This window comes from Colwellia sp. MB02u-14 (assembly GCF_014076915.1).
Classification (GTDB): Bacteria; Pseudomonadota; Gammaproteobacteria; order Enterobacterales; family Alteromonadaceae; genus Colwellia_A.
In genome coordinates, this window is the sequence record NZ_JACGUX010000047.1 from 45,202 (window position 1) to 58,666 (window position 13,465).

Annotated in this window: 11 protein-coding genes and 1 pseudogene; 5 read left to right on the plus strand and 7 right to left on the minus strand. The window is 36.7% G+C overall.

Translation table 11 applies throughout. The annotated features are described in order from the left end of the window. Positions 1 to 126: 126 nt before the first annotated feature. The 5 genes from H4J52_RS03350 to H4J52_RS03370 form a co-directional block, all read right to left on the minus strand. Positions 127 to 1,884 (minus strand): alpha-amylase family glycosyl hydrolase, encoded by a 1,758-nt coding sequence (locus H4J52_RS03350; RefSeq protein WP_182179020.1) that lies wholly within the window; start codon positions 1,882 to 1,884, stop codon positions 127 to 129. A gap of 13 nt (positions 1,885 to 1,897) precedes the next feature. Next, positions 1,898 to 3,127 (minus strand): glycosyl transferase, encoded by a 1,230-nt coding sequence (locus tag H4J52_RS03355; protein ID WP_182179022.1) that lies wholly within the window; start codon positions 3,125 to 3,127, stop codon positions 1,898 to 1,900. 14 nt (positions 3,128 to 3,141) lie between these two features. Continuing rightward, positions 3,142 to 3,993 carry a mannosyl-3-phosphoglycerate phosphatase gene (locus H4J52_RS03360; RefSeq protein ID WP_182179024.1) on the minus strand — a complete coding sequence of 284 codons (852 nt, stop codon included), beginning with the start codon at positions 3,991 to 3,993 and terminating at the stop codon, positions 3,142 to 3,144. Beyond that, positions 3,990 to 4,871 carry a kinase gene (locus H4J52_RS03365; RefSeq protein WP_182224227.1) on the minus strand — a complete coding sequence of 294 codons (882 nt, stop codon included), beginning with the start codon at positions 4,869 to 4,871 and terminating at the stop codon, positions 3,990 to 3,992. Before H4J52_RS03365 ends, H4J52_RS03360 begins: the two co-directional genes overlap by 4 nt. A gap of 358 nt (positions 4,872 to 5,229) precedes the next feature. Next, positions 5,230 to 5,757 carry a hypothetical protein gene (locus H4J52_RS03370; RefSeq protein ID WP_182179028.1) on the minus strand — a complete coding sequence of 176 codons (528 nt, stop codon included), beginning with the start codon at positions 5,755 to 5,757 and terminating at the stop codon, positions 5,230 to 5,232. A gap of 150 nt (positions 5,758 to 5,907) precedes the next feature. Between H4J52_RS03370 and H4J52_RS03375 the strand changes: the two genes are divergently transcribed. Both H4J52_RS03375 and H4J52_RS03380 read left to right on the plus strand, forming a co-directional pair. Further along, a complete protein-coding gene (locus H4J52_RS03375; protein ID WP_259366536.1) occupies positions 5,908 to 6,495 on the plus strand; it encodes a CIA30 family protein in 588 nt (195 codons plus the stop codon). Positions 6,496 to 6,513: 18 nt separating this feature from the next. Beyond that, complete coding sequence (locus H4J52_RS03380) at positions 6,514 to 6,729, plus strand: TIGR02450 family Trp-rich protein (RefSeq protein WP_182179287.1); 216 nt, start codon at positions 6,514 to 6,516, stop codon at positions 6,727 to 6,729. A gap of 68 nt (positions 6,730 to 6,797) precedes the next feature. Here H4J52_RS03380 and H4J52_RS03385 read toward each other — a convergent pair whose 3' ends face one another. Continuing rightward, the gene (locus H4J52_RS03385) at positions 6,798 to 7,670 is read right to left on the minus strand and encodes a LysR family transcriptional regulator (protein WP_182179030.1); all 873 of its coding nucleotides are present in this window, start codon (positions 7,668 to 7,670) and stop codon (positions 6,798 to 6,800) included. A 126-nt stretch (positions 7,671 to 7,796) separates the two neighbouring features. Between H4J52_RS03385 and H4J52_RS19830 the strand changes: the two are divergent. Next, positions 7,797 to 8,005, plus strand: a pseudogene (locus H4J52_RS19830) (glyoxalase); the annotation flags it as partial. A 179-nt stretch (positions 8,006 to 8,184) separates the two neighbouring features. Continuing rightward, positions 8,185 to 9,486 carry a sensor domain-containing diguanylate cyclase gene (locus H4J52_RS03390; protein WP_310649971.1) on the plus strand — a complete coding sequence of 434 codons (1,302 nt, stop codon included), beginning with the start codon at positions 8,185 to 8,187 and terminating at the stop codon, positions 9,484 to 9,486. A 23-nt stretch (positions 9,487 to 9,509) separates the two neighbouring features. Here the strand turns inward: H4J52_RS03390 and H4J52_RS03395 are convergent, their stop codons facing one another. Then, on the minus strand, positions 9,510 to 9,863 hold the full coding sequence (locus H4J52_RS03395; protein ID WP_182179032.1) for a DUF3802 family protein: 354 nt from the start codon (positions 9,861 to 9,863) through the stop codon (positions 9,510 to 9,512). A gap of 417 nt (positions 9,864 to 10,280) precedes the next feature. On the opposite strand from H4J52_RS03395, the gene H4J52_RS03400 reads away from it, so the two are divergent. Beyond that, positions 10,281 to 13,274, plus strand: coding sequence for a TonB-dependent receptor (locus tag H4J52_RS03400; protein WP_182224228.1), 2,994 nt, complete (start codon positions 10,281 to 10,283; stop codon positions 13,272 to 13,274). Positions 13,275 to 13,465 lie beyond the last annotated feature (191 nt).

Genomic DNA, 13,465 nt, shown 5'->3' on the forward strand with positions numbered 1-13,465 from the left:
AATTATATTATTACTCACGTGTAATTTAAATTCCCCATGAGGTGCAAAATAATGGGTCGTTGTTAATCCAGCGTTATCCTAGAAGTTGTTTTTATTGAGTCTAGCGTATTCATTTCACCTTCCACCTTAGATATTTGATATCCATACTGTTTGATAGGGTGTTAATACCAGTTCTTGTGTTAACTCTGTTATTTTTTCATGGGTAATGAGTTCAAGCCAAGAGTCGGTAATAATTAAATTTAGCTCACTTAATGGCAATACAACAGGTTGGTCAGATATATTACTCACACAAAATACACTTTGTTTTCTGTCTTTACTTTGCCGCCAAAAACCAAACAGTTGTAAGCCTAAGTGCAACGTGAATTGCGTTGCATTTGGGTGAAAAGCTGATTGTTTAATTCTTATGTCCAATAAAGACTTTAGGGTTGAAAGTACTTTAGCGTGGTGTAAATCTTTATCAGCAAGAGCTTCTTCTAAAGCATCTACATGCCAGCGACGTCTGTTAATTGAACGATTGTGATGAGTGTTTGCTAGTTTTTGATAATCATTTTTTGTCCCCAGCATACTGTGTATGTAAATCCCAGGGGTCCCCTCAAGCGCAAACATTATCGCGTGCGCACAAATAAAACGTTCAAAATTCCACTTATCTTTACCATGCACCGTACCTTGCAATGCATCATAAAGTGCAATATTCATTTCATAGGCTTTTTGTTCACCGGTGTCTGAGGTACGCCATGATATTTTTCCACCAAAACTCTCTACCGTATGTACTAAGGTATTAAGTTCTCTTTCGCTTAATAAGCCTTCTGCTGGACGTAACCCAATACCGTCATGCGAAGCTATAAAGTTAAAATACATGGTGCCATCTTGCGAAGGTGGCATGCTCATAAGCCAACGTTTTAAATATAAACAACTACCGGTTAGCAAGGTGTTTAGCAACAGCGGCGGTAATGAAAAGTTATAGATCCCGTGGGCTTCGTTGGCATTACCAAAATAAGTGAGGTTCTGTGTGTTGGGAATATTGGTTTCAGTAATGATAATGGCGTGTTGTTCTGCTGATTCAATAAGGGTTCTGAGTAACCGGACAACTTCATGGGTTTGAGATAAGTTAATACTGGGTGTGCCGACGACTTTCCACAAAAAGGCGATGGCATCTAAACGAAAAATTTGTACTCCTGCATCAATATATTGCTTAATTATTGAGGTAAATGCTTTTAATACTTCAGGATTACGAAAGTCAAAATCAACTTGGTCGTGGCTAAAAGTGCACCAAACGAATTTCTTCCCCTTACCTGTCTCTACTTCTTTTAAAAGTGGAGATGTTCTCGGGCGAACAACGCCGGACAAGTTATCGTCAGGAAGTGCAGTAAAGAAAAAGTCACTACCTTGGCCTTCACCTTTAATAAAATTGTCAAACCAGGCACTGCGACTTGAACAATGATTAATAACAAGATCAGACATCAAGCGATAATTTTTACTTATCTGCGTGATATCTTGCCATGCACCCAACGATTCGTTAACGGATGAATAATCGATAACAGAAAAACCATCGTCAGAACTGTAAGGGAAAAAAGGTAAGATATGCACGCTATTAATTGTTTTGCTAAGCGTATTATCAACAAAGTTTTTTAAGGTTTTTAGTGGTGCTTCATCTGCCTTAATGATGCTGTCGCCATAGGTGATTAGAACAATATCTTCTTCTGACCAATGGTTGGTGAAAGGTTTTGCTATTACTGCCTTTCGAGATAGCGCCATGATATCAAGCAGGGATTGCGCAATATCATCAAACGACTGTTCAAGTGGAACATCATGATAAATAGTTGCAAGCTGCTGAACTAACTTATCTTTTAATGGTTGTTTTAACGGATTGACTGGCGTTGGCATAATGCACCTTTCTCTATAATGCTTGGCTAAATTCTTCATTGTCTAACTCTACCGCTTCTTTTAGTTGCGATAAAATATCAGGTATGGCGCTGACTACTCTATTCCAAGAAGGAATAAACGGTGTGTCCATGGGTTGATCTAAGAAAGTATTGCCGGCGGTTAGTATATTTTGTGCAAACATCTCAACCGCTTTTTCTTCATTATGGATATCCAGCTTAAGCCCATTCATCATCGCGTCGTTTCGATAAGTTTCGACATAATCTAAAGCAATTCGATAGTAAGTGGCTTTTAATGTTCTAAATTTTTCTGCAGTGAATGTTTCACCTTGAGTAGCAAGTTTACGAATAAAGGCTTTGCTGATATCAATCGACATTTTTGATAAACCACCATCAGTATTATCTAACGATAAATCTTGATGCTTATGATCGTACGTTGCGGCTATATCTACTTGGCATAAACGGTTAGGCGAATAGTTGCGATACATCTCTGATAACACGCCTATCTCAAGGCCCCAATCACTGGGAATACGAATATCGTTTAATACATCTCGACGGAAAGAAAACTCACCTGCTAAAGGATATAAAAAACTGTCCATGTATTCTAAATAGTCGCAATGACCGACTGTTTTTTTCAACGCTTTAATCAGTGGTGTTACTAATAGACGGGAGACACGGCCATTTATTTTCCCGCCCGCCACGCGCGCATAAAAACCTTTGGCAAACTCATAGTTAAACATTGGATTCGCCACTGGATATAGAAGCCTATCGAGTAATTCTCGTTCATAGGTCAAAATATCACAGTCGTGTAACGCAATAGATTCAGCTTTACCCGAAGCCAAAATATAGCCCATGCAATACCAAACATTTCGCCCTTTGCCTAACTCTTTTGGGGCTAGGCCAAGGGCTTGTAGTTTTTCATCTATCGCTTGTAATCTAGGCCCATCATTCCAAAGCACTCTATGGTGCTGTGGCAGTTGTCCAAAAAAAGTTAAGGCATGTTTGTATTGCTTGAGGTTGGCTCGGTCGAGGCCAATAACTATCTCAGACAAATACTCGACATCTTTAATTTTATTAATAATATCGGGTAAGGCTTCACCTTCTAATTCAGAAAACAATGAAGGTAAAATAAGCCCTAAAGGGCGTTTTTTAGAAAAGTCTAATAATTCAGCAGCCATATCTGCTGGTTCACGCTGTGCTAAATTATGTAACGTTGTTACGGTACCGTTTTGATAAAAATCAGCCATGGTTTACCTCTTCATTAATTGTATGTATTAGTTGAATGGGATAGTTGCTTTACTAAAAGCACTTGTATCGCTTCAGCCCAGCCTTGTGGACCATATAATTGAGTACGAGTCGTTTTAAATTGACGGTATAACTTGGGGAAATTATGAACGGGTGAACGAATTTGTACCGCGATATCTGCGGCTTCTAACATCGGGCTATCATTTTCTCCATCACCTAAAGCAATGGTCATAATTGCAGGATTATTAGCATTTTCTCGATATTGTTCAGTGAGCCAGATCAGGGCTTGGCCTTTATCACAGTAACCTCCAATATGAATAAATCTTCCGCCTTGAACAACATTCGCGCCTAAATTAAGCAGGTGATCTATAAACTTATTTTTGGTGGCTTCATCACCTAACCATTGAATAGGTTCACCATATTGCCTTTGCTTAGCACGTTGGGCTTCGGCTAAGGTTAACCCCGTTTCTTGGGATAATGTTTCCAATGACATCATCGAAAAACTTCGATAATACTTTTTAAATTCATCGGTTTGTTCAGACAACAACGTTAGCCAATGCTGTCTTGGTAAACAAAATGATTTTACCCAATAGTTATCAATAATTACGGTGTCTGAGGGCTGTTTCGCAAAGGTATTGAGTGGTATATAAATCGCAGCGCCATTTTCTACAATAAAGGGGTTATTTAGCTTAAGTTTGCTGTTAATGCTCGCTAATTCTGCCAATGTTTTACTGGTATTTAAAATAACGGGAATACTCGCTCGCTTCAATTGTTCAAGCGTTTGGATCGCTGCTGTCGATTGATAAGTGAAGTGATCCAGTAATGTGCCATCTAGATCACTAAAAATCAGTATTTCAAATGGGCTCATTGCTCATCCTTCACTGGTTTTTCAGTGATCTGACGAGCATAATTCAAGTAAAAAATTGCGTCAGCAGACTGTGATATGCTCGTACAGCTTTGCACACTTAACCTTTGAAAATATTGGGTGAAATTAAGTATTTCTTCTGGAGTCATCACTTTTGAATTTACTAAACCAATATTTCTGACTTGTAATTTTTGCTCTTGTTCTAATCGCCATTTATAAACACAGTCAAATGATGGCGCTTGCAGTGCTAACCAAAAGTCCATTTTTTTATATAAAGGGGCATAAGCTTTTTTGAGTTGTTCATTGACATAATTTCGCCATTGGCCATTTGCGTCATGTTGTAATTCAAGTTCATTAATAGGTGACTTTAATTGTGCTTGAGTTTGCGGTGTTACGCCCCAACACCAGCCTTCTAATAAAATGATATCAACGTTTTTTTCAATGACTGTCCATTGTTCTTTCGGGAAGGGTTCATCGGTCGCTTTATTGAATTTAGGAATGAGAAAATCGGTTTTTTGGGTATTTAATTGGTCAAGTACTTGTTCAAGCGCTACCACATCATGAGTCCCCGGAACGCCTCTCGTTGCCAATAGTGGATGCACATCATGAGCAAGCTTGTTGCGCTTATCACCGGTTAAATAAAAATCATCTAAAGACATGACAACAACATTCAGTTGGTACTTAGCAATTAAATACTCAGCAATAAAGTCGGTTAATGTCGACTTTCCACTACCTTGACAGCCATTAATGCCAACAAAGTATGGTGTGTTATTCTTTTTAAATTGTCGATATATCCGATCAGCAAGTGGTCGGTAATACTGCTTTACGGTGTGCCCAAATTCTTTAGGTAGTTTGTGGTGTGCAATAAAAGCTGAAAGCATAATTTTCACTGTAGATAAATACTCATATGTTTACAGTTCAAGTCTCATGCCACTTAAATTCAACTGAGCACTTGTTTGTTAGTCTTTTGTAAAATAATGATTATTTATTAAATAGGCAAAAATAAATATGCTTAAAGGATTTGATAAATGCACCAATCTAAGTAAACGCCCCATGATGGTGCGACAGCCAGTGAAAAATATCACTCGTTTACCATTCATTTTAAAACAATATTCTTTGAAATTTCTTGGGAGGTCATAGGGACGGGAGCATCTGTTATAGAGGGGAGAGAAAAGAAATTCGGTAAGAAATAATAGCTTTGAGAGATTATTTCTTACCATTACTACAAAGTGTCTATCACTATTTTGAAGGCGTTAATTGATTTCTAAGTTCATTAAGTGCTGCAACTGAGAAACCATCATCATAAAAATAAAGCACAATTCCATCTTTGTCTAACAATAGAACTCTAGCATTATTAGGGGCCTCATTACCCGTAAAAGCTTGTACTTTATCACCATCTTCGTAAACAGTGATCACTCCTTTCCAAAGGGGTTTTGGGATACCCGCACGCATACCGTTATCAATAAATGTACTGAACATCCTTGGGAATAATCCCTGAATGGTAGGAAGTTCATAAACATCAACGTTAGTCCCTGTCATATCTAAACCAATTAGCCATCGGTCGATATCAAACTGTGAATTTTGTTTGTACCCAACGAGTAGCAAGGTAAAGTCTTTGTTAAAGTCTTCAGGGATCTTTACCGTATTTTCTTCTAATGTTTGTCCGGTAACCGAAGGGAAAGACATCCCTGTTACTGATTGATTTGTATATTTTGTGCTACAACCTGATGCTAGGCTGATGAACAATATAAATAAAAAAATGCGCATGTATTTATTGACTCATTGATTATTAATTTAATTAGGGCTTTATACGTTAGAAGTTAAACTTTAGCTCATTCTTTATCTTTTGATCTTAAAAAGTTAACTCTACGTATCAATATGAATATTTAACTACAGATACTTAAATGAGATTTACTGATGAGATTGGTATTAAGTTTATTAATGCTTTTTAGTGTCTATGCAAATAGTAACAACGGTAATGGATACGTTATTGAAAGCGATAGTTTGGATGAAAAGGCTTATATGATTGATTTTTCAAAGCAAGAAAAAGGACTCTGGCGAGTAACCGATGACAATGTTATGGGAGGCTTATCAAATGGAAATATGACTTTTGAAAAAGACCATGGCATTTTTAATGGCAATATCTCACTTGATAATAATGGAGGGTTTAGCTCTGTTTTCCGTGCTGTTGAAAATCTTCCTGAAGGTGCTAGAAATCTCGTTATTGATGTAAAAGGTGATGGTCAGACTTATCAATTGAGACTAGTTATTTATATTAATGGTTACCGTTTAGCTTACAAACATGATTTTAAAACCATAGTTAATAAGCGTGAAAAAATTACGCTCTCAATTGCTGATTTTAAGGCAAGTTTTCGAGGAAGAATGATACAAAGTGCGCCGATACTTAATTCTGTAGCAATTAGAGAAGTAGGGTTTTTAATGACTAAAAAGACTGCAGGTCAATTTTCATTATCGGTATTTAAACTCTCTTTTTTAAAAGAATAAATAATGACTAAGGTAAAGATGAATAAAGTTAACCCTAAAGCACTTATTAACAGCAAATGGACTAAAGTTGATATTGTTAACAAAGAAAAGCATTTTGTTATCACTAAGGTTGAGTTTGATGAAGACCAAATAGTGACCCACTGTATTATAGAAGCAGTGATGACCCACAATGAATACACCATAGATTGGCGTGATTTAAAAATAAGTGATAAATGGTTAGTAGGCTGGAAATAAATGATGAATCAAGCCTTTTTTAGTTTCTAATATCAACTACTTGATTGAGGTGATTTTGATTATAGGTATTACGCAATAAACTCATGAATAGATTTTTTGATGTATCTTCGCCTTTTAGTTTCAAAAGAATGCCTATTTTGACAAAGGTAAAGTGTTTCATTAACCGGTACTTTTAAATAGTGTATGTTAATTTTATTTTGATCAGGGAAAGCATTTACAGCATGAAGCGGTAGTACAGTGAAGCCTAACCCACGGCTAACAGGCTCTAAAATTAAACTAATTTGATTAGAGAATCCTTTGTGGTCAAATTGACTGGTATGTTCAAATTCAGAATAGTTCTTACTCAGTAACTGTTGTGCATGATGTGCTGAGTCAGGGTGGCTAATAAAACCGAGGGAAGTCAGTACTTGCCAATTTACGCGTTTTACACGACTGGGTGTGACTAAAACCAAAGGTTCAATCGCTATCTTTTCATTAAGTAATAGAGGGCTACGGCTTAATTCGGTTAGTATGCCAAGGTCTATTTTACGTTCAATCAAGTCTTGTTCAATACGCTTATTCGGTGCAAAGGTGTAATCAATAACAAGTGCTGGATAGTGTTGTTGTATATCGAGCATATAAGGGTATAACTTTAAGCCAACACTCCCAGGGGTACTTACCTTAATTATTCCAATAAAAGCATCGTCCTGTTTAATTGAGGCTTCAATATCCGCTGATGTTTTTAACAAAATCTCCCCACGTTGGCGTAATTTTATTCCTGGATCAGTTAGCGAGAAAGACTTCCCTTCTCGAGTTAGTAATAATGTATCTAGTTGTGCCTCAAGTTTCTTTATATGTTGGCTTACGCCTGATTGGGTCATAAAAAGAATTTCTGCTGTTTGAGTAAAGTGACCTACGTCAGCAAGTGTGCAAAATGTTTTTAACCACGCCAGGTTTATCATAACGAGATGTTCTTATTTTTGTTGCAAATAATAATTTTATATACTTTATAAAGTTTACTTTACCTTGTCTATCAAATTTAATGAGGTAACAAAAATGAGTGCAGCGTCCCCCAGAATTTTTCACACATCGGTATTTCAGTACCTCATTTAGAAGCTGCTGTTAAGTTTTATACAGGCTTGGTATAAAATAATGAAACCCTCCGAAATTATTGAAGATGACAGAATTATTAGTGAAATGTGTACAGATGTTTTCGCTGTCAATTAGGGGGGAATTTAAAATTGCCCCTATGTCTAAAAGTGATCGTATTGGTGTTAGGTTATTTGAATTTTCAAACTAAGAAGACAGCGTTGAGCATTGGATACAGGCGTTTTTCACTTATTTTTTAAGATCATCGTTTAAGATCATAATATAAACCTCGGCTAAAGAACGATTTAAGTCGGTGACATAATGCCTATTTTAAATATTCAACTACATTTAGACTTTCTATAATATTTTTATATTTAAGGTTTATCAGTGAGTAAAGAACAACAATCAACAGTGCTATCCTATAATAATTTATTACTAAAAGTTAAAATGTTAGCTGAAGTATTGACGAATGTTGGGGCGTGTATTTATACCAAAGATTTAAATGGTCATTACACCTACGTGAATCAAGCGGTACTTGATCTATTGAATGTGACCACCGCAGAAATTGTTGGCTTTGATGATACCCATTTTTTTGATTTAGCGTTATCTCAACAACTCAGAGAAAATGACCAGAAGGTAATGAAAGAAGCGATTACGGTTAAGAGCGAAGAAAAAAACTTTATCAGGTCATTAAAGGAAACACGGATATATCAAACCGTTAAAAAGCCACTGTTTGATGATAATAATAACGTGATTGGTATGTGTGGTATTTCGACAGATATTACAGAAGAAAAAAAACTACAAAAAATAGTTAAATCACAGGAAAAGTTACTTCACACGGTACTTGATAATGTAGATGCTTATATTTATATGAAAGACAATGAGAGGACATTCAAATATGTAAATAGCAAAGTAGCTGAATTATTTGGCACAACACCAGAAAATATGATCGGTAAAAAAGACATAGAAGTGTTGCCATTTGATGTCGCTGAACATTTTTATCACTCAGACCAAAAAGTATTTGATACTGGTATTAAGCTAACAATAGAAGAGACATCAGAAGACGAGCAAGGTAATTTACTCCACTATATTAGTACAAAAATACCTTATCAACAGCAAGGAGAATTACCGGCTTTAATTGGTTTTTCTACAGATGTAAGTGAGTTGTTTACTTTAAAGGAACAATTTAAAAAACAAGCGAACACCGATTCATTGACTGAGCTTTATAACCGTCGCTACTTTATAAAACATGCTGAACGAGAGTTCCATCGTGCTAAAAGACACTTACGTATTTTATCTTTAATTTCAATTGATATTGATCATTTCAAAAGTATTAATGATAATTATGGACATCCTGTAGGAGACAAAGTCTTAATTTCAGTGGCGCAATGTTTATTACCCTGTGTTCGACAAGAAGATATTCTAGCGCGAATGGGGGGGGAAGAATTTTCAATCTTACTGCCTGAAACCACCTTACAGTCAGCAAAAGTTGTTGCTGAGCGAATTCGACTTAATCAAAGGAATTTGACCATAAATGGTCAATGGCAGCAAGCAATTAAAATAACAGTAAGCATTGGCGTTACTTGTATAACATTTGAAGATGACACCTTTGACGACTTTTTTACTCGTGCTGATAAAGCATTATATCAAGCGAAAGACAACGGTCGTGATCAGGTGTTTTGCTTGTGAGTAATATTGACCACCGTACAAGGTTAAGACAAAAACTGAGTATGAATTTCGGTATCAAATAAGTTTTTAATAAGTAGAGAGAACTCTTTAATAAATGTTTTTTGTTCATTGGTTACTGCGTTGTTTACAACACCAGATAGTATCTCTTCAAGATCATAAACAATGGCGTCAACTTCTCGAATAACCGTGTTACGCTGATTAAAGGACAAAGCTTGATTCTGACTACAAATACTTATAATTTGCTCACTTAATTCTTGCTCAATAACGGCCATAACGGTGTCAGAACCAGAGGAGGATGACGGTGAGTTCTCGAACAAACTTAAGTGCTCTGTTAAGTATTCAATAATATGAATGTAACCTTCAGTATCTGTAACCATTGAAAAACACCTTAAGAAATGAAGATATACCATACCCTTTATACAGGCGTTTAATCAAGACTATCAAGCTCTCTTTATATGAATTTATTATAGTTCCCACTTAACAAAAACAGACTGGCTTTATTAAAATCACCAAGATAAAATATTCTTATCATGCCAATAAAACGATACATACAAGATGATAACATCGCTATTGTTCTATTTATTCCATAAAAAACAGTTGGTTAATGTTTTTAGTATAAGTTCAGAATCATTTATGTAATAGGGGTTGTATTATTTCTATATTCAGGCAGAATTGAAAGATATTGTTATCTATTGTAACAATTTGTTCTAGCATGCAAATATAAAATATAAACATAAAATAATTATAAAATATAAACATAAAATAATAAATTTATAGGCCCAGAGAGAAACACTATGAGAAATAATATTTCAAAAACATTTAAACGCTCGATTGCAGCTATCGCTGTAACAACCGTTTTAGGTATGACCTCAGCTTCAGCAGATGATTTAGTTGGTCGTATTAATGGCTCATCAACAGCTGGCGTTACTGTCAAAGCAGTTAACGTTGATACAGGTACACAACGTACAGTAAGTATCGATGAAGACGGTAGTTACCGTTTAGCAAAAATGCCTTCTGGTAATTACAAAATTACTGTTATGCAAAACGGTGTAGTTATTGCTGAAGATGATGCTCGTGCATCTTTAGGTAGAAACACGGTTACAAACTTCGATGTTGCCGCAACTGACGATACTGAAGTTATTCAAGTTGTTGGTTCTTCAATTGCTACTATCGATGTATCTTCTTCAGATGCTGGTTTAGTTGTTGGTGAAATTGAAATTGACCGTATGCCTATTGCACGTAACATCACTGCTGTTGCTTTATTAGCTCCGGGTGTTGTACAAGGTGATTCTGCCTTTGGTAACACCGCCTCTTTTGGTGGTGCATCTGTTGCAGAAAACGTTTGTTACATTAACGGCATGGAGGTGACTAATACTCGTCAAGGCTTAGGTTGTGGTGAATTACCGTTTGAATTTTATAAAGAATTCCAAGTTAAAACAGGTGGTTACTCAGCTAAATATGGTCGTGCTACAGGTGGCGCAATAAACGCGACTGCTAAAAGCGGTACGAACAACTGGGAATTTGGAGCAACAGCTTCATTTACCCCTGATTCATTAAGATCTGAATCGCAAATGTCTCGTGGCGATGGCGGCGTAGGCAAAGTATACCGTGATGCTTCAAATGATGAATTTGACACAACAGACTTTACATTCTCAGTTGGCGGACCAATCATTGAAGATAAATTATTCTTCTATGCTTTAGTTAACCCACGTGACGTTTCAAGTGCTGTAACTTCTGGTGGTGGTCGTACGACTCCAGATGACGAATGGAGCACACGCGATGCTTCAGGTGGCGACAACATCTTTTGGGGCGCTACAATTGATTGGGATATTAGTGAAGATCATCGTTTAAGTTACTTTGGGTATTCAAACCGTAGTGATACTACTCTAGATATTTACGCATATGATCTTGAAAATAGCGTACTTGGCGCTCGTTCTGGTGGTTTCTTACAGAAACGTGGTGGCGATACGCATAGTCTTAGCTACACAGGTTACATTACAGATGATTTAATCGTTACTGCAATGGCTGGTCGTATCGAAACAGAATATGAAAACACACCTGATAACCTTCTTTGTCCTTCAGTAACTGATTCTCGTGATAATCCAACTGCAGTTTCTTGTGGACCTGGTGGCTCATTTGGCGCAAACAATGATGAAAACACTCAATTTGCATTAGATATTGAATATATCTTGGGCGACCATACAATCACTGCTGGTTACGAATACCAAGAACGTGATTCTTCACGTATAAACCGTCCTATTACAGGTCACAGCTATACTTACTACACGTTAGAAGCGGGTGCTGATATTCAAGGTGATAACGGTGTTTTATATACTAACAACACTGGCGCTGAACAAGACATCGTTTCTGACCGTATTTTTGATGGTGGTGGTAGCTTTAACTCTGAAATCGCAGCTTATTACATTGAAGACAAATGGCAGGTTACAGATAATTTAGTACTAAATCTTGGTTTACGTATTGATGAATTTGAAAACTGGGGTACAACAGGTAAATTGTTAACGTCTTTCGAAACAGATGTTGCTCCACGTTTGGGCTTCAGCTGGGATCCAACAGGTGACGGAGAAAGCAAATTTTATGGTACTCTAGGTCAATATTACTTACCCGTTGCGAATAACACAGTATACCGTGCTGCATCAGGTGTAAGTGATACGACTACGCATTACACATTCTCTCAGCCTGGTGCTGATGGTGCTCCAGAAGGTGCTGCTCCAGTAAGTGGTACAATTGCTAACTCTCAAACAGTTGGTTCTGTTGCTACAATTCCAGAAAAAGATATATTCCAAGCACAAGAAGCTGACCCGTTTTCAAAAATCGAGTATATTCTTGGTTATGAAACAATGTTAAATGAAGAATTCACTTTAGCCGTGAAAGGTACTTACCGTACTGTTGATACAGCGCTTGATGATTACTGTGGTGCTTTCTCTTGGCCTTACTGTGTATTACTTAACCCAGGAGAAGATTCTTCATGGTACAAAGATGGTTTCTACTACAATGGTAACGGCGATTTAACTGTTGATGGTGATTTATTTGATGGTTCTCCTGATGCAGGTTCATTAACTACACATTCTAATGATTCGCAAATTATGCTTCCTGAAGCTAAAAACGAGTACTACGCTTTAGAAACTATTGTTAAATACAATACTGATTCATTAAGCATGACACTTAGCTATAGCTGGTCACACAGCTACGGTAACTTCGAAGGTGCTGTTAAGTCTGATATCGGTCAAGCCGATGCAGGTATTACACAAGATTTCGATTTCCCAGCCTTAATGGATGGTGCAAATGGTAATCAAGCTAACGATCGTCGCCACGTATTCAAGTTATACGGTAGCTACAGCATTACTGATGACTGGATAGTTGGTTGGAACAGTACATTAGCAAGTGGTCGTCCATTATCAGCATTTGGTAAGAGTTACCCATCTGACAACCCTGATTTATTCGGTGGTTACGGTGATACATTCTACACTACTGATACTAACGGTACTGATGACGAAGCAGATGATGTAATTAATCGTTTACCTCGTGGTGCAGCTGGCGAAACTAGCTGGACATTTAAAGTTGATTTATCAAGTAGCTACGCGTTTGAAATTAACGGTATAGATATGGAAGCATCAATTGATATCTTTAACGTGTTTGATATTCAAACAGCGACTACACAGAATGAATTGTGGGAAACGTCTCCTGGTAATCAAAACCAATATTACGGTGCTGATGCGACTTGGCAGACACCTCGTTACGTTCGTGTAGGATTTGAAGCACGCTTTTAATAGCGACTTTATTGCTTAGATAGAAAGTAAAAAGCCTCGTTTATCGGGGCTTTTTTATGTCTAATTGTTTTTGAATGTAAAATTGTATGATTATATTATTTTGAGTTTCAATTTATATTTGATTGTTGAAACATTCAGTTGAGTTGAATTCCATAATAAATAATTAAATAGATTAAACACGCGTTATTACA

Coding starts and splice junctions, on each gene's coding strand:
- H4J52_RS03380 (WP_182179287.1), top strand. CDS start 6,514: ATGAATAAAGTTAACCCTAAAGCACTTATTAACAGCAAATGGACTAAA.
- H4J52_RS03395 (WP_182179032.1), bottom strand. CDS start 9,863: ATGGTTACAGATACTGAAGGTTACATTCATATTATTGAATACTTAACA.
- H4J52_RS03385 (WP_182179030.1), bottom strand. CDS start 7,670: ATGATAAACCTGGCGTGGTTAAAAACATTTTGCACACTTGCTGACGTA.
- H4J52_RS03360 (WP_182179024.1), bottom strand. CDS start 3,993: ATGAGCCCATTTGAAATACTGATTTTTAGTGATCTAGATGGCACATTA.
- H4J52_RS03355 (WP_182179022.1), bottom strand. CDS start 3,127: ATGGCTGATTTTTATCAAAACGGTACCGTAACAACGTTACATAATTTA.
- H4J52_RS03375 (WP_259366536.1), top strand. CDS start 5,908: ATGAGATTGGTATTAAGTTTATTAATGCTTTTTAGTGTCTATGCAAAT.
- H4J52_RS03365 (WP_182224227.1), bottom strand. CDS start 4,871: ATGCTTTCAGCTTTTATTGCACACCACAAACTACCTAAAGAATTTGGG.
- H4J52_RS03350 (WP_182179020.1), bottom strand. CDS start 1,884: ATGCCAACGCCAGTCAATCCGTTAAAACAACCATTAAAAGATAAGTTA.
- H4J52_RS03370 (WP_182179028.1), bottom strand. CDS start 5,757: ATGCGCATTTTTTTATTTATATTGTTCATCAGCCTAGCATCAGGTTGT.
- H4J52_RS03400 (WP_182224228.1), top strand. CDS start 10,281: ATGAGAAATAATATTTCAAAAACATTTAAACGCTCGATTGCAGCTATC.